At 72.0% G+C, this 20549-nt stretch carries 17 protein-coding genes and 1 riboswitch; of the genes, 11 read left to right on the plus strand and 6 right to left on the minus strand.

Going from position 1 to position 20549, the window contains the following annotated elements; translation table 11 throughout:
• Positions 1 to 14: 14 nt before the first annotated feature.
• From cbiE to OG439_RS27175, 6 genes are all read left to right on the plus strand, one after another.
• Positions 15 to 1223, plus strand: coding sequence for a precorrin-6y C5,15-methyltransferase (decarboxylating) subunit CbiE (cbiE, locus tag OG439_RS27150; RefSeq protein ID WP_442792226.1), 1209 nt, complete (start codon positions 15 to 17; stop codon positions 1221 to 1223).
• Positions 1224 to 1362: 139 nt separating this feature from the next.
• Positions 1363 to 2124 carry a precorrin-4 C(11)-methyltransferase gene (gene cobM / locus OG439_RS27155; RefSeq protein WP_326943643.1) on the plus strand — a complete coding sequence of 254 codons (762 nt, stop codon included), beginning with the start codon at positions 1363 to 1365 and terminating at the stop codon, positions 2122 to 2124.
• Positions 2121 to 3146: a Gfo/Idh/MocA family protein gene (locus OG439_RS27160; protein WP_326943644.1), complete on the plus strand. Its 1026-nt coding sequence runs from the start codon at positions 2121 to 2123 to the stop codon at positions 3144 to 3146. The genes cobM and OG439_RS27160 overlap by 4 nt, the downstream gene beginning before the upstream one ends.
• Positions 3143 to 3862: a cobalt-precorrin-6A reductase gene (locus OG439_RS27165; protein ID WP_326943645.1), complete on the plus strand. Its 720-nt coding sequence runs from the start codon at positions 3143 to 3145 to the stop codon at positions 3860 to 3862. Before OG439_RS27160 ends, OG439_RS27165 begins: the two co-directional genes overlap by 4 nt.
• Positions 3859 to 4503, plus strand: coding sequence for a 5,6-dimethylbenzimidazole synthase (bluB, locus tag OG439_RS27170; RefSeq protein ID WP_326943646.1), 645 nt, complete (start codon positions 3859 to 3861; stop codon positions 4501 to 4503). Before OG439_RS27165 ends, bluB begins: the two co-directional genes overlap by 4 nt.
• A gap of 33 nt (positions 4504 to 4536) precedes the next feature.
• Positions 4537 to 7632 (plus strand): arabinosyltransferase domain-containing protein, encoded by a 3096-nt coding sequence (locus tag OG439_RS27175; protein ID WP_326943647.1) that lies wholly within the window; start codon positions 4537 to 4539, stop codon positions 7630 to 7632.
• A 60-nt stretch (positions 7633 to 7692) separates the two neighbouring features.
• On the opposite strand, the gene OG439_RS27180 is transcribed toward OG439_RS27175, so the two are convergent.
• The 4 genes from OG439_RS27180 to OG439_RS27195 are packed head-to-tail and all read right to left on the minus strand — an operon-like array spanning position 7693 to position 11180.
• Positions 7693 to 9180 (minus strand): precorrin-2 C(20)-methyltransferase, encoded by a 1488-nt coding sequence (locus tag OG439_RS27180; RefSeq protein WP_326943648.1) that lies wholly within the window; start codon positions 9178 to 9180, stop codon positions 7693 to 7695.
• A complete protein-coding gene (locus tag OG439_RS27185) occupies positions 9177 to 9800 on the minus strand; it encodes a precorrin-8X methylmutase (protein WP_326943649.1) in 624 nt (207 codons plus the stop codon). Before OG439_RS27185 ends, OG439_RS27180 begins: the two co-directional genes overlap by 4 nt.
• On the minus strand, positions 9797 to 10861 hold the full coding sequence (locus OG439_RS27190) for a precorrin-3B synthase (protein ID WP_326943650.1): 1065 nt from the start codon (positions 10859 to 10861) through the stop codon (positions 9797 to 9799). Before OG439_RS27190 ends, OG439_RS27185 begins: the two co-directional genes overlap by 4 nt.
• Positions 10862 to 10865: 4 nt before the next feature.
• Positions 10866 to 11180, minus strand: coding sequence for a DUF6191 domain-containing protein (locus OG439_RS27195; RefSeq protein ID WP_326943651.1), 315 nt, complete (start codon positions 11178 to 11180; stop codon positions 10866 to 10868).
• A 108-nt stretch (positions 11181 to 11288) separates the two neighbouring features.
• On the opposite strand from OG439_RS27195, the gene OG439_RS27200 reads away from it, so the two are divergent.
• Genes OG439_RS27200 through OG439_RS27210 form a run of 3 tightly spaced genes read left to right on the plus strand, consistent with a single transcriptional unit; the run spans position 11289 to position 13294 of the window.
• On the plus strand, positions 11289 to 12215 hold the full coding sequence (locus OG439_RS27200; RefSeq protein ID WP_326943652.1) for an ABC transporter ATP-binding protein: 927 nt from the start codon (positions 11289 to 11291) through the stop codon (positions 12213 to 12215).
• Entirely contained in the window at positions 12212 to 13057 is an 846-nt protein-coding gene (locus OG439_RS27205; protein WP_326943653.1) for an ABC transporter permease, read from the plus strand. The genes OG439_RS27200 and OG439_RS27205 overlap by 4 nt, the downstream gene beginning before the upstream one ends.
• Positions 13058 to 13060: 3 nt before the next feature.
• Complete coding sequence (locus tag OG439_RS27210) at positions 13061 to 13294, plus strand: helix-turn-helix transcriptional regulator (RefSeq protein WP_326943654.1); 234 nt, start codon at positions 13061 to 13063, stop codon at positions 13292 to 13294.
• Here OG439_RS27210 and OG439_RS27215 read toward each other — a convergent pair.
• Entirely contained in the window at positions 13291 to 14019 is a 729-nt protein-coding gene (locus OG439_RS27215; RefSeq protein ID WP_326943655.1) for a hypothetical protein, read from the minus strand. The genes OG439_RS27210 and OG439_RS27215 overlap by 4 nt on opposite strands.
• A gap of 124 nt (positions 14020 to 14143) precedes the next feature.
• Positions 14144 to 14218, plus strand: a riboswitch (cobalamin riboswitch).
• Between the two features lie 49 nt (positions 14219 to 14267).
• Here OG439_RS27215 and cobN point away from each other — a divergent pair.
• Positions 14268 to 17858 (plus strand): cobaltochelatase subunit CobN, encoded by a 3591-nt coding sequence (cobN, locus tag OG439_RS27220; protein WP_326943656.1) that lies wholly within the window; start codon positions 14268 to 14270, stop codon positions 17856 to 17858.
• Positions 17859 to 18167: 309 nt separating this feature from the next.
• Positions 18168 to 19379, plus strand: a complete 1212-nt coding sequence (locus tag OG439_RS27225) for a chitinase (RefSeq protein WP_326943657.1) — start codon at positions 18168 to 18170, stop codon at positions 19377 to 19379.
• A 51-nt stretch (positions 19380 to 19430) separates the two neighbouring features.
• Here the strand turns inward: OG439_RS27225 and OG439_RS27230 are convergent, their stop codons facing one another.
• Positions 19431 to 20522 carry a dihydrofolate reductase family protein gene (locus OG439_RS27230; protein WP_326943658.1) on the minus strand — a complete coding sequence of 364 codons (1092 nt, stop codon included), beginning with the start codon at positions 20520 to 20522 and terminating at the stop codon, positions 19431 to 19433.
• Positions 20523 to 20549: the final 27 nt, after the last annotated feature.

Here is a 20549-nt window from a genome sequence, read left to right on the forward strand (position 1 = left end):
TAGGGTGGGAAATCGTGCGCGAAAAATCACGTCGACCTGCAACGGGACCCGGGGATTCCGACGACGTCCCACCGCGGAGCCCACGACGCCTGACGGTGGTCGGGATCGGCGCCGACGGCTGGCCCGGGCTCTCGGAACAAGCCCAGGCCCTGGTCCTCGGCGCCGACGTCGTCATCGGCGCGCCGCGGCAGCTGGGGTACCTGCCCGCGGAGGTGCCGGCGGTGCCGTGGCCTTCGCCGTTGCTACCCGGCCTGGACGCGCTGCTCGCCGAGCACGAAGGCCACCGCGTGTGCGTCCTGGCCAGCGGAGATCCGTTTTTGTCGGGGGTGGGTTCTACTCTGGTGGCTCATGGATATGAGGTCGAGGCGCTGCCCGCGCTCTCGTCGGTGACACTGGCCCGGGCCCGGCTGGGCTGGTCCGCCGAGGAGACCGAGGTGGTGACCCTCGTCGGCCGATCGTCGGCGCGCGCGGCCCGGGTGCTCGCGCCGCGCCGGCGGGTGCTCGTCCTGGGCGCCGACGCGGCGGCTCTGCGCTCCCTGCTCACCGTGCGGGGTTATGGCGAGAGCGAGCTGTTCGCGCTGGAGAACCTGGGCGGGCCCGAAGAGCGCATCTCCGACGGCTGGACCGGCGATCCCGGTCCGCTGACGGTGTTCGCGCTGGAGTGCACCGGCCCGGCGCTGCCCCTGATCGGCATCCCGGACGACGTGTACGCCCACGACGGCCAGCTGACGAAGCGCGACCTGCGGGTCTCGGCGCTGGCCCGCCTCGCCCCGAGCCCCGGCGACCTGCTGTGGGACGTCGGGGCGGGCGCGGGCAGCGTCGGCATCGAATGGTCGCGGATGCACGCGATGAACCGCTCGATCGCGATCGAGCGTGATCCCGAACGCGCCGAGCGGATCGGCCGCAACGCGGTCGACCTGGGAGTACCGGAACTGGAGGTGGTGACCGGAGAAGCACCCGACGCGCTGAGCGCGCTGCCCGCGCCGGACGCCGTCTTCATCGGAGGCGGCGTCACGGTGCCGGGTGTACTGGACGCGTGCCTGACCACGGGCGCGCGAGTGGTGGCGCACGGGGTCACCCTGGAAGCCGAGCAGGTCCTGGCCCGGGCGTACGAGCAGCACGGTGGTGAGCTGCTGCGGATCGCGGTCGAGCGGGCCGCCCCGCTGGGCGGGTTCACCGGCTGGACGCCGGCGCGGACCGTGACGCAGTGGAGCAGCCGATGACCGGCCGTGCCGCAGCTGCAGCCGCGGCCCGCACCCGCGGCGCACGGCGAACGTCGGGCCACGCCACCGCGGCTCGTGCCCACGGCGCACGGCGAACGACCGGCTGCGCCACCGCGGCCCACACCCCGGGGAGCAGCCGATGACCGTGTACTTCGTCGGTGCCGGGCCCGGGGCCGCGGACCTGATCACCGTGCGCGGGCGTGACCTGCTGGCTCGCTGCGGCGGCTGCCTCTACCCCGGCAGCATGACGCCCACCGACCTGCTCGCGTACTGCCCGCCGTCCGCGGAGCTGGTGGACACGGCGAACCTCAGCCTGGCGGAGATCGTCGAGAAGCTGGTCCAAGGGCACCGGGCCGGGCACGATGTCGTCCGGTTGTGCTCCGGCGACCCGTCGCTCTACAGCGCCGTCGCCGAGCAAGCGCGGCGCCTCGACGCCGCCGGCGTGCCGTACGAGGTCGTGCCCGGCGTGCCCGCCTTCGCCGCGTCGGCTGCGGTGCTCGGGCGGGAGCTGACCGTGCCGGAGGTCGGGCAGAGCCTGATCATCACACGCGTGCAGGCCCGCTCGACCGCGATGCCGCCGGGCGAGACGCTGGCCGCGTTCGCCGCCACCGGGGCGACCCTCGCGCTGCACCTGGCGATCAACCACGTCGAACGGGTCGCCGGCGAACTCGTCCCGCACTACGGCGCCGACTGCCCGGTCGCCGTCGTGGCGCTCGCGAGCCAGCCTGGCGAAACCGTCGTGCGTGGGGTGCTCGGCGAACTCCCGCAGCTGGTCCGCGCGGCCGGGATGACGCGGGCGGCGACCATCTTCGTCGGCCGGGTGCTCGCCGCGGCCGGGTTTCCGGACAGCTTCCTCTATTCCAGTGCCCGCGACCGGGCGAACCAACCGGAGTCGTTGTGACGCACCTGCGCTGGGGCCTGCTGGCCGCCGGGACCATCGCCGCCGAGTTCGCCGCGGGCGTCGACGAGAGCAAGCACGGCGTGCTGACCGCCGTCGCCGCGCGGTCCGCCGACCGGGCGCGCGAGTTCGCGACACGCTTCGAGATCCCGAAGGCCTACGGCAGCTACGAAGACCTCCTCGCCGACCCGGAGGTCGACGCGGTGTACGTCTCGACGCCGCACCCGATGCACCGGGAGTGGGCGATCGCGGCGGCCGAAGCGGGCAAGCACGTGCTGTGCGAGAAGCCGCTGACCGTCACCGCCGCCGACGCCGAGGAGGTCATCGCCGCGGCCCGCACGCACGACGTCTTCCTGATGGAGGCGTTCATGTACCGGCTGCACCCGCAGACGCGGCGGCTGGCCGAGCTGATCTCGTCCGGCGCGATCGGCGAGGTGCGCGCGGTCGACGTCACCTTCAGCTACGCCAGCGAAGACGGTGAAGGTGGCGAGGTGGCTCGGCTCGGCGACCTCGCGCTCGGCGGCGGCGGGATCCTCGACGTCGGCTGTTACTGCACGTCGCTGGCGCGGCTGGTCGCGCAGGCGGCGCTCGGCGTCGACGTCGTGGAGCCGGAAGAGGTGACGGGGATGGCAAAGCTCTCCGCGACCGGCGTCGACGAGTACGCGACCGGCCTGCTGCGGCTGCCCGGCGACATCCTCGCGCGGCTCTCGTGCGGGTTCCGGCTCACGCAGGAGGACGGCATCCACGTCTACGGCAGCCGAGGGCAGCTGCACGTGCCGCGGCCGGCGTGGATCCATGCGCTGCGCAAGCCCGTGACGTCGCAGATCGTCCTCACCTCGCTCAGCGGAGAACCCCAGGTCATCGAGATCGAAGCGAGCCAGGGGCTCTTCGCACGCGAAGCGGATCACGTCGCGGCGCACGTCGGTGACCGGCAGGCGCCCGAGCTGACCTGGGCGGAGACGCTGGCCAACATGCGGACGCTCGACCGCTGGCGGGAAGCCGTCGGCTACGGACGTCCTTCGTGATCCTCATCCTCGGCGGGACGGGCGAAGCGCGGCAGCTCGCTTCGGACCTGACCGACCGCGGAGTGCGCATCGTGTCTTCCCTGGCGGGACGCGTCGCGCGGCCACGGCTCCCGGTCGGCGAAGTGCGCGTAGGCGGCTTCGGCGGCGCGGACGGTCTCGCGGCCTGGCTGCGCGAGAACGACGTACGCGCTGTCGTGGACGCGACGCACCCTTTCGCCGAGCGCATCGGCGCCAACGCGGCGAAGGCGGCCGAACTCACGAAGATCCCGCTGCTGCGGCTCGCCCGGCCCGGCTGGGAAGCCGGTGAAAACGACGTCTGGCACTGGGCGGACGACCTCCCCGACGCCGCCAGGAAACTCCCTGAACTGGGGAAACGCGTCTTCCTCACCAGCGGCCGCCAAGGACTGCCCGCCTTCGCACACCTCGACGACCTCTGGTTCCTGATCCGCTGCGTCGACCCGCCCGAACCGCCGCTGCCCCGGCACCACGAACTGCTCCTCGCGCGCGGACCGTACGAAGTGGACAGCGAGCGCGAACTGCTCACCCGGGTTGACGTCCTCGTCACGAAGGATTCCGGTGGCGACCTGACCAGTGCCAAACTCACAGCCGCCCGCGAGCTGGGCGTGCCCGTGCTGCTGGTCCGGCGACCGCCGAGGCCGGTGACCGAGACCGCCGCGACCGGGCCCGAGGCCGTCGAATGGGTGCTGAACCGATGATCGAAGAGTTCTACGAAGTCCTGCGCAAGCGCCGCGACGTCCGCGGCGAGTTCACCGGCGAGCCGATCCCCGAAGCGACGCTGATGAGGATCCTCGAAGCCGCGCACGCCGCGCCGAGCGTCGGGCTCAGCCAGCCGTGGGACTTCGTGCTGGTCGACGACCACGCGACCCGCGAGCGGTTCGCGAAGCACGTCCACGACGAGCGGGACGTCTTCGCCGGACAGCTCAGCGAAGAGCGCGCCGGCACCTTCGCGAACATCAAGATCGAGGGCATCCTCGAGTCGAGCCTCGGCATCGTCGTCACCTACGACGCCGCGCGCGGCGCGCCCGACGTGCTCGGCCGGCACGCCATCGCCGACGCCGGCCTGTACTCGGTCTGCCTGGCCATCCAGAACCTCTGGCTGGCCGCGACCGCCGAAGGCCTCGGCGTCGGCTGGGTGAGCTTCTACCGTGAGCCGTTCCTGCGCGAACTGCTCGGCATCCCGGACGGCGTGCGGCCCGTCGCGTGGCTGTGCACCGGCCCGGTCAGCCGGCTCGAAACCGTGCCCGACCTGGAGCGCCACGGGTGGCGCAGCCGCCGTCCCCTGGCCGGGGCGATACACCACGGGCGGTTCACGCCGCGTGACCCGGGGTCTGGGTGAACCGCCTCGGTCTGACCCGTTAGCGTTGCGCCGATGCGTCTGATTGCCGTAGCGCTGGGGTTGCTCTCGGCCCTGTGCGCGCTGGCTTTCCCCTTCCTGCCGGTGGTGCAGGACACGGCGGAGGTCGTCTGGCCGACCGGCAGCGACACCCGCTCCGTCAACGCGCCCTTGACCGGGTACTGGGCCCAGGACCTGCGCGCCGAGCTGCCGTGCGCGGCCGTCCGTTCGGTCGACGCCCGCACGAACGGCCCCGGCCTCCTGTTCGCCACCGTGCCCGACGGCCGCACCGACCCGAAGTCCGGCAAGGGCGTCGGGATGCAGCTGCGCGTCGACAACGGGGTGCTGATCGCTTCCAGCCAGGGCCAGCAGATCGCCCAGCAGCCGCTGCCGGCCGAGAAGTGCGACGTCGAGCTGGACGTCGACGCGAAGCAGATGACCCTGGCCGTCGCCGGGACGCCGGTGTTCCACGCCGACGGCGACGTCCGCCCGCGCGTGGTCGGCATCTACTCCTCGATCAACTCGAGCAAGGACCCGATCGCCGGGCTGCACGTCTCGGTCGTGCCGGACACGCGGTACCAGACGTCGCCGACCGCGCTGAAGATCACCGTCGGCGTGCTGGCCGTGCTGTCGCTGATCGGCTGCATGATCGCGGTCTGGCGCCGCGACTCCGGCTTCGCCCGCCGCGCCCCGCGCTGGGCGCCGGTCGGCTGGTGGCGGCTGACGATGCGGGACGCCACGGTGATCGCCGCGCTCGGCGCGTGGGTCTTCATCGGGCCCGTGACCTCGGACGACGGCTACATCCTCACGATGGCGCGGGTCACCGAGCAGACCGGGTTCCTGACGAACTACCACCGCTGGTTCGGCGTCGCCGAGGCGCCGTTCGGCTGGTTCTACCACGTATTCGAGCTGATGGCGCACGTCAGCGTGGTGCCGCCGTGGATCCGGCTGCCGTCGTTCCTGCTCGGCGTCCTGTGCTGGCTGCTGATCAGCCGCGAGGTCATGCCGCGCCTGGGCGCCCAGGTCCGCACCAGCCGCCCGGCCAGCTGGGCCGCGGCGACGGTGTTCCTGGTCTGGTGGATGCCCTACAACAACGGTGTCCGGCCCGAACCGGTCGCCGCGCTCGGCTCGCTGCTGGCGATCTGCGCCGTCGAACGCACCCTGGTGACGCGGCGGCTGCTGCCGCTGTGCCTCGGCCTGACCGCGGCCGGGTTCACCCTGGCCGCGACGCCGACCGGGCTGATCGCGGTGGCGCCGTACCTGGTCGCCGCGCGTCCGCTGTTCAAGCTGATCCGCCAGCGCGCCAACGAGAACGGCTGGCTGCCGGTGCTCGCGCCGGTCGCCGCGGCCGGGCTGCTGGTGCTGGTCGTGGTGTTCGCCGACCAGACGTTCGCGACGGTCCAGGAGGCGACCCGGATCCGCACCCAGGTCGGTCCGAACCTGTCGTGGTTCCAGGAGCTCGCGCGCTACCAGCTGCTGTTCGCCGACCTGCCGGACGGCTCGGCGCCACGCCGGTTCCCGGTGCTGCTGATCGTGCTGTGCACCGCCACCTGCCTGGTGATGCTGCTGCGCCGCGGCCGCATCCAGGGCGCGTCGCTCGGTCCCGCGCGCCGCCTGATCGGCACGACGGCGTTGTTCTTCCTGCTCCTGGCCCTGACGCCGACGAAGTGGACCCACCACTTCGGCGCGTTCGCGGCGGTCGGGGCGTCGATGGCGGCGTTGACGGCCCTCGCGACCAGTTCGACGGTGCTGCGGTCCAAACGCAACCGCGCCGCGTTCCTGGCCGGGCTGCTGGTCGTGGGCGCGCTGGCCGCGACCGGCCCGAACACGTACTGGTTCGTCTCGCGCCTCGGCGTCCAGTGGACGAACGTGGCGCCGTCGATCGGCGGCATCCCGCTGTCCACGATCCTGCTGGTGGCGGCCGCGATCGCGGGGATATACGCGTTCGTCGAGAACGTCCGCGCGCACCGGCCCACCGCCGCGCCACCGGTGCAGGAAGGCCGGTTGCGCGCGCTGCGGCTCGGCTCGCTGTCGCTGGTGGTGGTCTGCGGCCTCGTGGCGGGCGGCGAGTTCGTCACGATGGCGTGGGCGATCCACAACCAGGCCGGCAGCTACAGCCTGGGCGCGGCGAACGTCGGGCACCTGTTCGGCAAGAGCTGCAACCTCTCCGACCACGTCATGGTGGAGCGCGACGCGGCGACGAGCATCCTGCACCCGCAGTCCGAGCAGCGGACGGTCCCCGACGAGACCAAGCCGCCGGAGAACTCGCCGCTGCCCAACCCCGACCGCGACAACGGCCGCGTCCAGACCGGCTTCCACACTCGCTCGGTCGACGACAAGGACCCCCTGGCGGAGCCCCCGCACGGGTTCACGCCGGAGAACGTGCCGATGTGGTCGAGCTACCTCGACCCCGAGACGCGCGCGGGCCGCCTGCGCAGCGACTGGTACGCGCTGACGGAGAAGCCCGCGGACGGCCAGGTCGTGGTGGCGACGGCGGGCGCGTCCCGCCGGCCGACGTCGGTCAGCCTCGACTACGGCGTCAACACCCCCGAGGGCGTGAAGATCCTGCGCAGCCAGTTCGTGCTCCCGCCGGGCGGGGGCACGGGTGGCTGGAACGACACCCGCATCAACCTGCGCGACCTCCCGCAGGAGACGAACGCGCTGCGCATCAACATCGTCGACAACGACCTCACGGAGGACGGCTGGATCGCGGCGTCGGCCCCGCGCGTCCCGACGTTCACGACGTTGACGGACAAGATCGGCTCGAAGCCGGTGTACATCGACTGGCCGGCGTCGTTCGTGTACCCGTGCGCCCAGCCGGTGATGTCCCACGACGGGATCTCGCAGGTCCCGGAGTACCGCATCACGGCGGGCGGCCTGGCGGACGAGGCGGAGTGGGCGTCCTCGACCAACGGCGGCCCGATCGGCTGGCTCGAGGAGCTGGCCGAAGAGCCGGAGGTCCCGAGCTACCTGATCGGCCAGCCGAGCCAGTCGTGGGGCCAGCTGCTGCAGATCGAGCCGTTCACCGAAGGCATCGCCCCGACCGTGATCCACGGCGAGAAAACAGTCCCCGGCTGGTGGTCCCCGGGCCCGGGCCCGAGCCAGCCGAACGGCAAGGACCCCACCCGCTGACGTTGTCCGTGAATGCCACATCGAGGGACACTAGGTCTCTCAATGTGGCATTCACGGCTTTCAGTAGCTGCGGGGCGTCCAGACGATGCCGTTCTCCGCGCGGGTGCGGGAGGAGCCGACGATCAGCAGGCAGCGCATGTCCACAGTGGACGAATCCAGGTCGCCCAGCGTCGTGATGCGGACGTCCTCCTCCGGGCCGCCGACGTCGCGCGCCACCACCACCGGAGTCGACGGCGAGCGGTGCCGCAGCAAGACAGAGCGGGCGTCCGCGAGCTGGGTCGTCCGGGTACGCGAAGCCGGGTTGTACAGCGCCAGCACCAGATCCGCCGCACCCGCCGCGTCCAAGCGCTTCTCGATGATCTCCCACGGCTTCAACCGATCCGACAGCGAGAGCACGCAGTAGTCGTGCCCCAGCGGCGCGCCGACCCGGGACGCCGCCGCCTGGGCCGCCGTCACGCCCGGGACGATCCGGACCCGGACGCCCGCGCCGTGGCCCGAAGACACCTGCTCCAGCACCGCCGACGCCATCGCGAACACCCCCGGGTCGCCCGAGGACACCACGGCCACGCGCGCGCCGGAGGCGGCCAGCGACAACGCCTCGACCGCCCGGTCTGCCTCGACCCGGTTGCCGGAAGCGTGACGCTGCTGCCCGGCCTTCTGCGGCACCCGCGCGACGTACGGGCCGTACCCGACGATGTGTTCCGCCGCCTCCAGCTCCGCCAAGGCCTCCGGCGTCAGCCACTCCGGACCGGCGGGCCCCAGCCCGACCACGACAACCTCACCGGCGGCCGTCGAAGGGACCGGCGAAACCGCAGGAGCCTGACGAGACGCGTAAGCCGGTGAAGGCAGCAACGCCAGCGAGAAGTACGGCACCGTCGAAGGATCGACGTCCGCCAACGGCGAAATCCGCTGCTCCCCCCACGTCGCGCGCTCGATGTAGAACGCGTCGTCGAGCTTCCCGGCCTCCGCCAGCGCCTCCCGCACCGAACCGAACGTGCGTCCCAGCTTCACCACCGCCGCCGCATCCGTGTCCGCGAGACGCCGGGCCAGTTCCGGCGCAGGCAGCGTGCCCGGCAGGATCGTCAGGACCTCGTCGCGCTGGACCAGCGGGCGGCCGAGCACCGACGACGCCGCGCTCACCGACGTCACCCCCGGCACGACCACGGCGGCGAACCGGCCGGAAAGCCGTTCGTGCATGTACATGTACGAGCCGTAGAAGAACGGATCGCCTTCACAGAGCACCACGACGTCGCGGCCCGCGTCCAGGTGCTCGGCGAGCCGCTTCGCGCTCAGCTCGTAGAAGTCGGCGATCGCGCCCTCGTAGCCGCCGGGGTGGTCGGTCGTCTCGGTCGTGACCGGGTAGACGAGCTTCTCCTCGATCTGCCCCGCACGCAGGTACGGCTCGGCCACCGACCGCGCGATGCTCCGGCCGTGCCGCGCGCTGTGGTAGGCGATCACCGCGGCTTCCGAGATCAGCCGCGCGGCCTTGACCGTCATGAGTTCCGGGTCGCCGGGGCCGAGCCCGACGCCGTACAGCGTGCCGGTCATTCTTCGGTGCTCGCCAACGCGTTGATCGCGGCGACGGCCATCGCGCTGCCGCCACGCCGTCCGTGCACCACCAGGTACGGTGCGGGTGCCCGCTTCGCCAGCTCCACTTTGGACTCCGCCGCGCCGACGAACCCGACCGGCACGCCGATGATCGCCGCGGGCGCGCCGACGCCTTCGTCGAGGATCTCCAGCAGGCGGAACAGCGCGGTCGGCGCGTTGCCGATCGCCACGACCGAGCCGGGCAGCTTGTCACGCCACAGTTCCAGCGCCGCCGCCGAGCGCGTCGTGCCCATCCGCTCGGCGAGGCCGGGCACGCTAGGGTCCGACAGCGTGCAGACGACTTCGTTGCCCGCGGGCAGGCGACGCCGCGTGACGCCGCTGGCGATCATCTGCGCGTCGCACAGGATCGGCGCGCCCGCCTCCAGCGCGGCGCGGCCGGACTCGACGACGTCGAGGGTGTACCGCACGTCGTCGACCAGATCGACCATGCCGCAGGCGTGGATCATCCGGACCGCCAGGCCGGCCACGTCGTCGGGCAGGATCGCCAGGTCCGCTTCCTCGCGGATCGTGGCGAACGAGTGCCGGTAGATCTCGGCACCGTCCCGCAGGTAGTCGATCACAGCGTTCCTTTCAGCTCTTCGAACGGCACCCACCGGCCGTCGACCCGGTAGCCGCCCGCTTCGGCGACAACGTCCACAGTGGACTGTGACGGCTTCCCGCACCGCCGCTCACAGCCCGAGAAGTGCGCGCGCAGCCCGGGCCGGAACACGGCGTCGGCGCGGACGTCGGCGCGCGACTTCGCGCAGCCCGGACGGCCGATGCACGCGCTGGTCCCCAGGGGCTCGCCGCCGAAGCCGAGCCGTTCGAAGACGTCGGCGGGCGCGGCCGGCAGCACCACGGACTTCCACGGCGTGACCAGCGCCGGCCCGCAGGAGGCCAGCGCGCGGGCCTGCGCGGCCGACAGCTGCCCGAACCGCGGGACGACGCCCGCCACGGACTCCGAGATCAACCCGACCGGCACCGGGACGTCGGCACGGGGAACCGGCGTCCCGCGCCACGCCGGATCGTCGAGCTCGGCGACACGCCAGGCGGATCCGCGCACCCGGAGGAACTCCAGCGCGACGTCGACCAGCGTCGAGACGGCGTCGCCCAGAGCCACTCGACGTCCGGTGTCGCCGCCCGCGAGCAGCAGGGTTCCTTCGGACGGGCCGGTCGCGCGCCAGCAGACGTCGGCGCCTTCGCCGGCGACGTCACCGCGTCCGTCGTCGAACGCGAAGAGGAACCGCCCGGGCAGCGACGCCAGCTCCGGCGTCGCGCACAGGACGGCGTCGAGCACGGCCGCCAGCCCGCGGACGTCGGCGAGCCCGCCGGTCAGGCCGCTCAGCGGCGAGGCGAGGACGTTCCGGACCCGCTCGTGCGACGGCGACGGCAGCAGGCCCGCGTCGGCCAGCCGGCCCGCGAGGCCGGGCCGGGTCACCCCGCGCAGCTGGACGTTGCCGCGCGAGGTGAGGTGGAGGTCGCCGTCGCCGCACGCTTCGGCGCAGTCGGCCAGTACCCGCAGCTGCACGGCGGAAACCGCACCCCCGGGCAGCCGGACCCGCGCCAACGGGCCGTCCGCGGCGTCGTGGGTGGCGAAAACACCGGGGCACGCGTCGGCTCGCACACGCGCGGGGGTCGGCATGAGGTCACTGTAACTCGCGGTTCCCGGGCTCCTTCGCGGCCGGACGCGGGCGCAGCACGGCCGTTCCGGCGTCCAGGTCCACGTCACGCCGGGGAGGCGCGCCGTCGGCGTCCTGCTCGACGAGCATGGACATCGTTTCCCGGTGTTCCAGCTCACGCCGCTTGGTGCCGTAGAGGAACGCGGTGGTCTCTTCGACGTAGGTCGCGGACAGCCGCGCCTTGAACCGCGAGCCGTTCTTGCGCGGCCGCAGCTCGATCGCGGCCATGACCAGCAGGATCACCACGCCGCCCGGAAGGGCCAGCCCCAGCCAAGTTCCCATGCACCGCGAACCGGATGACCGCCGGTCAAGTTCCGGGTGCACCACAAGTCCGACCGAATGTAGCAGGTGTGCTACATTCGATCGCATCAGTCGGATGGGGGTCAGGTCATGAGAGATCCAGCGGATCCCGTGGTCCGCGCGAGCGGGCTGCGGATGCGCTACGGCGCGAACGACGTCCTGCACGGCGTCGGGTTCGAGGCGTACCGGGGTGAGGTCGTGTGCCTGCTCGGGCCGAACGGCGCGGGCAAGACCACGACGATCGAGATCCTCGAGGGCTTCCGGATGCGGTCGGCCGGCGAGGTGAGCGTGCTGGGCGTCGACCCGGCCCACGGCGGCGAGGACTGGCGAGCACGCCTGGGGGTCGTGCTCCAGTCCTGGCGCGACCACGGGAAGTGGCGCGTCCGCGAACTGCTCGCCCACCTCGGCCGGTACTACGCGCCGTACTCGACACCGGCGTGCACGCGGCCGTGGGACGCCGGCGAGCTGATCGCGGCGGTCGGGCTCACCGACCACGCGCACAAGAAGATCAAGAGCCTCTCCGGCGGCCAGCGGCGGCGGCTCGACGTCGCGATCGGCATCGTCGGCCGGCCGGAGCTGCTCTTCCTCGACGAGCCCACCGCGGGCTTCGACCCGGAGGCCCGGCGCGAGTTCCACGACCTGGTGCACCGGCTGTCCGACGAGCTCGACACCACGATCCTGCTGACCACGCACGACCTCGACGAAGCCGAGAAACTGGCCGACCGGATCCTCATCCTCAACGGCGGCCGGATCATCGCCGACGGCTCGGCCGACGCGCTGAGCCGGCAGATCGCCGGCGAGGCCGAGGTCCGCTGGACGATCGACGGCCGGCAATTCGTCCACTCGACGACCGAGGCCACGAAGTACGTCCACGACCTGTTCAAGCAGCACGGCGAGGCGGTGGCGGACCTCGAAGTCCGCCGCGCGTCGCTGGAGGACACCTACATGACACTCGTCCACCGCGCCGAAACCGACGGCGAGACGGAACTCGGCCTCCAGGAAGCGGGTGCGCGATGAACACCGTCGCGGTGCGGGCCGGGCTGGCCCGCGGCTGGATCGAGTTCAAGCAGACCTGGACCAACCGCGAGGACGTCTTCGGCCAGATCGTCTTCGCCGCGCTCTTCCTCGGCGTGGTGTTCTTCATGCGCGACGCCACGGTGCCCGGCACCAGGTTCTCCCTCGGCGCGGCGACCGTGCCCGGCGTGCTCGGCGCCGGGATCGTGTTCACCGGGCTCACCGGCGCGGCGAGCTACCTGGTCATCGACCGCGAGGACGGCACGCTGCTGCGGGCGAAGGCGACACCGAACGGCATGCTCGGCTACCTGATCGGGAAGACCACGACGCTGTCGCTCGGGCAGCTGGCGTCACTGCTGGTGGTCCTGATCCCGTGCCTGTTCCTGTACCCGTCGCTGGGGCCCGACGGCCTCTGGTCCTACCTGCACCTGCTGGGGGTGCTGGTGCTCGGGCTGTTCGCGACCCTGCCGATCGGGGCCGCGCTGGGTTCGCTGATCAGCAGCCCGCGGTCGACGGGGCTGATCGTGCTGCCGGTCATGGGGCTGGGCGCGATCTCCGGGATCTTCTACCCGGTGATCGCGCTGCCGGTCTGGGTCCAGGGCATCGCGCAGGTGTTCCCGATGTACTGGCTGGGCCTCGGCATGCGCTCGGCGCTGCTGCCGGACAGCGCGGTCGTCGCCGAGATCGGCCATTCGTGGCGGCCGCTGCCGACCCTCGCCGTGCTCGTCGCGTGGTCCGTGATCGGATTGGCCCTGGCCCCGGTCCTGCTCCGCCGCATGGCGCGGCGCGAGTCGGGTTCGTCGGTGGCCGAAAGGCGGGAGAAGGCCATGCAGCGTGTGGGGTGAGTCATGAGCGAGGTCGTCTACAACCGGATCGCGATGCTGCGCGCGGAGCGGTCGATCTCGCGCCGCGAGCTGGCCGACGCGCTGGGCGTGCACTACCAGACGATCGGCTACCTCGAGCGCGGCGAGTACAGCCCGAGCCTCTACCTGGCCCTGCGGATCGCGGACTTCTTCGAGGTCAACGTCGAGGTCCTGTTCTCGACGAAGCCGTTCCCGCGGCTGGGAGAGCGGTCCGCCTAAGGCTTGCGGAGGTCGGCGTCCACCAGCGCGCGGACGACGTCGGCGCGGCGGGTCTCGCGGACCGTGCGGCTGAGCTCGACGTGCAGGAACGGCGTGCCCGCGGCGGCCTGGCTCTGCACGTTCGTGGTGCCGGCCAGGCCCCGGCAGGGCTCGGCCCAGGCCCGGCAGACGCGGAAGCCGTCGGCGGTGAGCCGGTCCGCCGCCCGGCGGGCCGCGTCGCCGGCCTCGGCCGCGCCGGCCGAGAGCACGACGTCGGCCGAGGTCAGGGTGGCGTCGCCGAAGCCGTGGAGCTGCACCTGCGGCAGGCCGCGCCGGGCGAGCAGCGTCGTCACGACGTGGAAGACGCTGCGGGTCTCGTGCGCGGGGTCCTCCCGGCGGCGGTGCGCGCCCCCGACCACGAGCACGGCCCCGGGCGTCTCGCGGAAGAGGGCCAGGCCGAGCCGTTCGGTCCGCAGGTCGGAGGAGGCGTGCGGCACCTCGACGACCAGCGAGGGCGGCGCGGACCGGTCGACGACGTAGAGCCCCCACGCGCGTTCGGTGCCGGGCTCCTGCACGACCAGGCTGTCGTCCTCGACGGAAAACCCCAGCTCGGCGAGGTTGTGCGGCCGCCGATCGAGGAACGCCGCGAACCCCGTTTCGGCGGTCCGGAGTTCCGCCGCGGTCGGCACGCGGTACGGGTGGCGGCTCGACTGCGCGTCGGTGAAGTCGTGGAGGAAGGAATCCACCGTGGCCCTACCCCGATCCTGTAGCCCGGCCACCAGGCTACCGACCCGGTAGCCGTGCACGTCACCTTGACGCCACGCCCGGGCGCACCGGAGAGTGAGTCCGATACCCACGCGTCGGCAGGTGGAGGAACCCGGTGAGAGTCCGGGGCGGTCCCGCCACTGTCACCGGAGAGCCCGCTCTCCGGGAAGCCAGGAACTCCGGCCGGCGCGCCCGTCTACCCGGGGCGCGGACCCCGAGGAGGAACCTCGTGATCCTGCTTCTGTCCACTTCGGACACCGACCTGCTCAGCGCGCGTTCGTGCGACGGCGAGTTCCGGCTGGCGAACCCCTCGCGACTCGACGTCGCCGAGCTGCCGGGCCTGCTCGACGGCGTGCGCATCGTGGTCGTCCGCATCCTCGGCACCCCGCGGAGCTGGCAGGAGGGCCTCGACACGCTGCTCTCCTCGGGCGCGCACGTCGTCGTCCTGGGCGGGGAGCAGACGCCGGACGCCGAGCTGATGAAGCTCTCGAACGTCCCGGCGGGCATCGCCGCCGAGGCCCACGCCTACCTCGCGCAGGGCGGCCCGGCGAACCTCACGCAGCTGCACCGGTTCCTCTCCGACACGCTCCTGCTCACCGGCGACGGCTTCGAGCCGCCCGCCGTGCAGCCCGGCTGGGGCATCCTCGAGCGGCCTCCTTCGCACACGGACGGCCCGGTCATCGGGATCCTCTACTACCGCGCGCACCACCTGTCCGGGAACACGGCGTTCGTGCACACCCTCGCCGACCGGATCGAGGCCGCGGGCGGGCGCGCGCTGCCGGTCTACACGGCGTCGCTGCGGACGCGCGAGCCGGCGATGATGGCCGAGCTGGGCAAGGTCGACGCGCTGCTGGTCACGGTGCTCGCGGCGGGTGGCACGAAGCCGTCCGAGGTGGGCGCCGGGGGCGACGACGAGGCGTGGGACGTCGCCGAGATGGCCGCGCTCGACGTCCCGATCCTGCAGGCGCTGTGCCTGACCAGCGACCGCGAGACGTGGGCGGCGAGCGACGAAGGCCTCTCCCCCCTGGACGCGGGCAACCAGATGGCCGTCCCGGAGTTCGACGGCCGGCTGATCACCGTGCCGTTCTCGTTCAAGGAGCTCGACGAAGACGGGCTGCCGCGGTACATCCCGGACGCCGAGCGCGCGTCCCGCGTCGCGAAGATCGCCCTGGCGCACGCGCGTCTCCGGCACACGCCCGCTCCGGAGCGGCGCATCGCGCTGATGCTGTCCGCGTACCCGACGAAGCACTCCCGCGTCGGCAACGCGGTCGGGCTGGACACGCCCGCGTCGGTCATCGAGCTGCTGCGACGGATGCGCGATCTGGGCTACGACCTGGGTGAGGACGCGTTCCCGGGCGTCGAGCCCACCGGCACCGACCAGCCCGACGGTGACGCCCTGATCCACGCGCTGATCGCCGCCGGCGGCCAGGACCCGGAGTGGCTCACCGAGGAGCAGCTGGCCGGCAACCCGATCCGGGTGCCCGCCGCGCGCTACCAGGAGTGGTTCGACGCGCTGCCCGCGGAGCTGCGCGAAGGCGTCGAAGGGCACTGGGGTCCGGCGCCCGGCGAGCTGTACGTCGACAACGGCGACATCGTGCTGGCGTCGCTGCAGAGCGGCAACGTCATCATCATGATCCAGCCGCCGCGGGGGTTCGGCGAGAACCCCGTCGCGATCTACCACAACCCGGACCTGCCGCCGAGCCACCACTACCTGGCCGCCTACCGCTGGCTGGAGGAGGAGTTCGGCGCGCACGCCGTCGTCCACCTGGGCAAGCACGGGTCCCTCGAATGGCTGCCGGGCAAGACGGCCGGGCTCTCGGCGTCGTGCGCGCCCGACGCCGTGCTCGGCAACCTGCCGCTGATCTACCCGTTCCTGATCAACGACCCGGGCGAGGGCGCGCAGGCGAAACGGCGGGCGCACGCGACGATCGTCGACCACCTGATCCCGCCGATGGCGCGCGCCGAGTCGTACGGCGACATGGCGCGGCTGGAGCAGCTGCTCGACGAGCACGCGAACATCGCGGCGATGGACCCGGCCAAGCTACCCGCGGTGCGCGCGCAGATCTGGACACTCATCCAGGCCGCGAAGCTGGACCACGACCTCGGCGTCGAGCAGCGCCCGCACGACGCGGAGTTCGACGACTTCCTGCTGCACATCGACGGCTGGCTGTGCGAGGTCAAGGACGCCCAGATCCGCGACGGCCTGCACATCCTCGGCGCCGCGCCCACCGGTGAGGCACGCGTCAACCTGGTGCTCGCGATGCTGCGCGCCCAGCAGATCTGGGGCGGCAAGCAGGGCGCGATCCCCGGGCTGCGGTCGGCGTTGGGGCTCAAGGAGAACTCCGACGCGCCGACGTCCGAAGTGGACAAGATCGAGAAGACGGCGCGCTCGCTGATCGAGGCGATGGAGTGGCGCTCCTGGGACGTCACGGCGGTGCGCGGCATCATCGACGACAAGCTGGGCGGCCCGGACGAGCAGGTCCGGCTGATCCTGGAGTTCGCGGCGAACGAGATCGTCCCGCGGCTGGCGGCGACCGCGGGCGAGCTGGACGCGATCCTGCACGCGCTGGACGGCGGCTACATCCCGGCCGGGCCGAGCGGGTCGCCGTTGCGCGGGCTGGTCAACGTGCTGCCGACCGGCCGGAACTTCTACACGGTCGACCCGAAGGCCATCCCGAGCCGGCTGGCCTGGGAAACCGGCCAGGCGCTCGCGGACTCGCTGCTGCGCCGCTACCGCGAGGACACCGGCGACTGGCCGCGTTCGGTCGGGCTGTCGGTGTGGGGCACGTCGGCGATGCGGACGTCCGGCGACGACGCCGCGGAGGTCCTGGCGCTGCTGGGCGTCCAGCCGGTGTGGGACGAGGCGTCACGGCGCGTCACCGGCATCGAGGCGATTCCCCTGGCCGAGCTGGGCCGCCCGCGCATCGACGTCACGATCCGCATCAGCGGCTTCTTCCGCGACGCGTTCCCGCACGTCATCACGATGATGGACGACGCGGTACGGCTGGTAGCCGGCCTGGACGAACCCCCTGCGGAGAACTTCGTGCGAGCACACGTAGACGCCGACGTGGCTACACACGGCGACACGCGCCGCGCGACGACCCGGATCTTCGGCTCGAAGCCGGGCGCGTACGGCGCCGGGCTGCTGCCGCTGATGGAGTCCGGCAACTGGCGCGACGACAAGGACCTGGCCGAGGTGTACGCGGTCTGGGGCGGCTTCGCGTACGGCCGCGACCTGGACGGCCGCCCGGCGCGCGAGGACATGGAAAGCTCGTACAAGCGGATCGTGGTGGCGGCCAAGAACACCGACACCCGCGAGCACGACATCGCCGACTCGGACGACTACTTCCAGTACCACGGCGGCATGATCGCCACGGTCCGCGCACTGACGGGCACGGCCCCGGCGTCCTACGTGGGCGACAGCACCACCCCGGACGCGGTCCGCACCCGCACCCTGGGCGAGGAGACGGCGCGCGTGTTCCGCGCCCGCGTGGTGAACCCCCGCTGGCTGGCGGCCATGAGGCGTCACGGCTACAAGGGCGCATTCGAGCTGGCGGCCACGGTGGACTACCTCTTCGGCTTCGACGCAACAGCGGGCGTGGTCGGCGACTGGATGTACGAGAAGCTGACCGAGACGTACGTCCTGGACGAGACGAACCAGGAGTTCCTGCGCAAAGCGAACCCATGGGCGCTACGCGGAATCGTGGAGCGCTTGAACGAGGCCGCGGACCGCGGCCTGTGGGAGGAGCCGGACCCCGAGCTGCTGGCCCAAATGCGCGAGGTCTACCTGTCCTTGGAGGGCGACCTGGAGTCGGAGTGACGCAGTTGTCCCCACTCGATCAGGGTGTGGACAACCCTCGTCTTCCCGCCCGGATCACGGCTTCCCGTCGTGCCCCACCGATAGACTGGACCAGGGCACGCCCCCCGGTGGAGGGTGGGGGCCTGCCTTCGGGTGATCTGGGCTGAATGACTTTGACGGAGGCGGTTGCGTCGGTGGCGCAACCACCTTTCGTCGTCTTCGGAATGCGACATTTCTCGGGTTTCGCCCGTAACTCCGCCTTCGTCTTGACTTTGAAATGGTCTAGTCCAATGATCTGACCACCCTCGAACCCCACCGGGAGGACAGATCATGCGCAGAAGCAGACTGGCCGCCGTCGGGCTCGCCGCCGCCACCTTCATCGGTACAGCAGTGAGTCTCGTGATCGGCGCGCCCTCCGCGACAGCGGCGCTGGGCAACAACTGGTACGCCGCGGCGCCGTATCTGATGCCCGTGAGCAACAATCCTCCCGACCCGGTCACCGTGATGAACGCGACCGGGCTCAAGGCGTTCCAGCTGGCGTTCATCCTGGCGCCCAACGGCGGCGGCTGCAGCCCGACCTGGGACGGCACGGCCGCGGTCTCCTCGGACACGAACGTCGCCGGCGTGATCTCGCGGATCCGCGGCGCGGGCGGTGACGTCTCGGTGTCCGTCGGCGGTTACGGCGGCACGAAGCTCGGCCAGACCTGCGGGACCGTGGCCGCGACCGCCGCCGCGTACCAGCAGGTCATCTCGAAGTACTCGCTCAAGGCGATCGACTTCGACCTCGAAGAGCCGGAGTACGAGAACACCGCGGCCATCGCGAACGAGCTCGGCGCGGCGAAGACGTTGCAGGCCAACAACCCCGGCCTGTTCGTATCGGTGACCATGCCGGGCACCGCGGCCGGCACCGGCTGGTTCGGCACGCAGCTGCTCGACCAGGCGAAGTCGATCGGCTTCTCCCCCAACAACTTCTCGATCATGCCGTTCGACGGCGGCTTCAACGGCGGCTCCTCGCAGGTGTCCGCGCTCGAGGGCCTGCACGGCCTGCTGATGTCGCACATGGGCTGGGACAGCGCGACGGCGTACTCGCACGAAGGCTTCTCCGGCATGAACGGCAAGTCGGACGCGTCGGAGATGTTCTACACCGCGGACTTCCAGACCGTGTACGACTACGCGACCAGCCACGGCCTGGGCCGCTTCACGTTCTGGTCGGTCAACCGCGACCGCGCCTGCGTCGGCACGACCGACAACGGCGTCTGCAGCAACGTGCCGCAGAACGACTGGGACTTCACGAAGTTCAGCGTCCGCTTCGCCGGCGCGACCCCGCCCCAGACGACGCCGACCCCGCCGACGACCACGACCCCGACCACCCCGGGCGGCGGCTCCTGCACCGCGGCGGCGTGGGACAAGGCGAAGGTCTACGTCAAGGACGACGCTGTCTCGCACAACAGCCACAAGTTCACCGCGAAGTGGTGGACGCAGGGCGAAGAGCCGGGCACGACCGGCGAATGGGGCGTCTGGACCGACAACGGCGCCTGCTGAGCTTGTTCCACCGAAGGCCGTCCCGGGTTCTCCCGGGGCGGCCTTCGCTCGTCAGAAGGTCAGGTGGGTGTTCTCACGCTGGACTTCCGGGGTCAGCGCGGACACCTCGACGACGTGCCGCCCGGCCTGCCGCAGCAGCTCGGTGCCCTGGGCGTCGACGAAAACCGGCGGCTCGCGCCAGGCGAACACGACTCGCGGGATCCCGGCGTCGAGGATCAGCTGGGTGCAGCTGCGCGGGTGCGAGCTGCGGTTGCTGCAGGGTTCGAGCGAGCTGTACACGGTCGCGCCGGCCAGCCGCGGGTCGCCTTCGCACTTGGCGAGGGCCGCCTCTTCGGCGTGGTTGAGCGGATCGCCCTCCCCGGAGTGCCCGGTCGCGATGACCTCGCCGTCGGCGTCGGTGACGACGGCCCCGACCCGGAAGGTGTGGCTCGGCGGGCACTCGGCGGCGAGCGCGATGGCTTCCCGGAGCCGCTGGACGTCGCGGCCGGTCGGCTCGTCGGCCGCGACGTACTCGAGGATCGCCATGCCGGTCAGTTCGCGGGCGCTGGTGAGACGCAGCGGCCGCGGGTAGAGCCCGGGCCCGACGAACCGCGGCGCGTCCGGCTGCCCGACGAAGAACGGCGCGATCGCCAGCCGCAGCTCGTCGGCGAGCCCTTCGGCGAGGAACCGCGTGTGGATCCCGCCACCGCCCTCGACCAGCAGGTTCTTGATGCCGCGCGCGCCGAGGTCGTCGAGAACGCGGCCGAAGTCGGGCGGATCGCCGGCGTCGACGACGGTCGCGACGTGCTTGAGCTGGTCCGCGGCACCGGGCGGGGCGTAGACGATCTTCTCGGTGTCCCCGACGGTGAAGAACTGCGCGCCGGGATCGAGGCCGCGGGTGGTCAGGGTGACCTTGACCGGCTGTTCGGGCTTCCCCTGCTCCAGGCGTTGCCGCCGCAGGTCGGGCGACCGGACGAGCAGCCGCGGGTTGTCGGCCCGCACGGTCCCGGCCCCGACGAGGATGGCGTCGGCCTCGGCCCGCAGCCGGTCGACGACGGCGAAGTCGTCCTCAGTGGACAGCACGAGCCGTTCGGGCGAGGTGTCGTCGAGGAAGCCGTCGAGGGACTGCGCGGCGGAAAGCAGGACGTGCGGCCGGTCGATCACCCGATCCAGTATGCCGGGCCGTAACAC

Origin of the sequence: Amycolatopsis sp. NBC_01307 (assembly GCF_035975215.1) — a bacterium.
In the GTDB taxonomy this organism is placed as follows: Bacteria; Actinomycetota; Actinomycetes; order Mycobacteriales; family Pseudonocardiaceae; genus Amycolatopsis.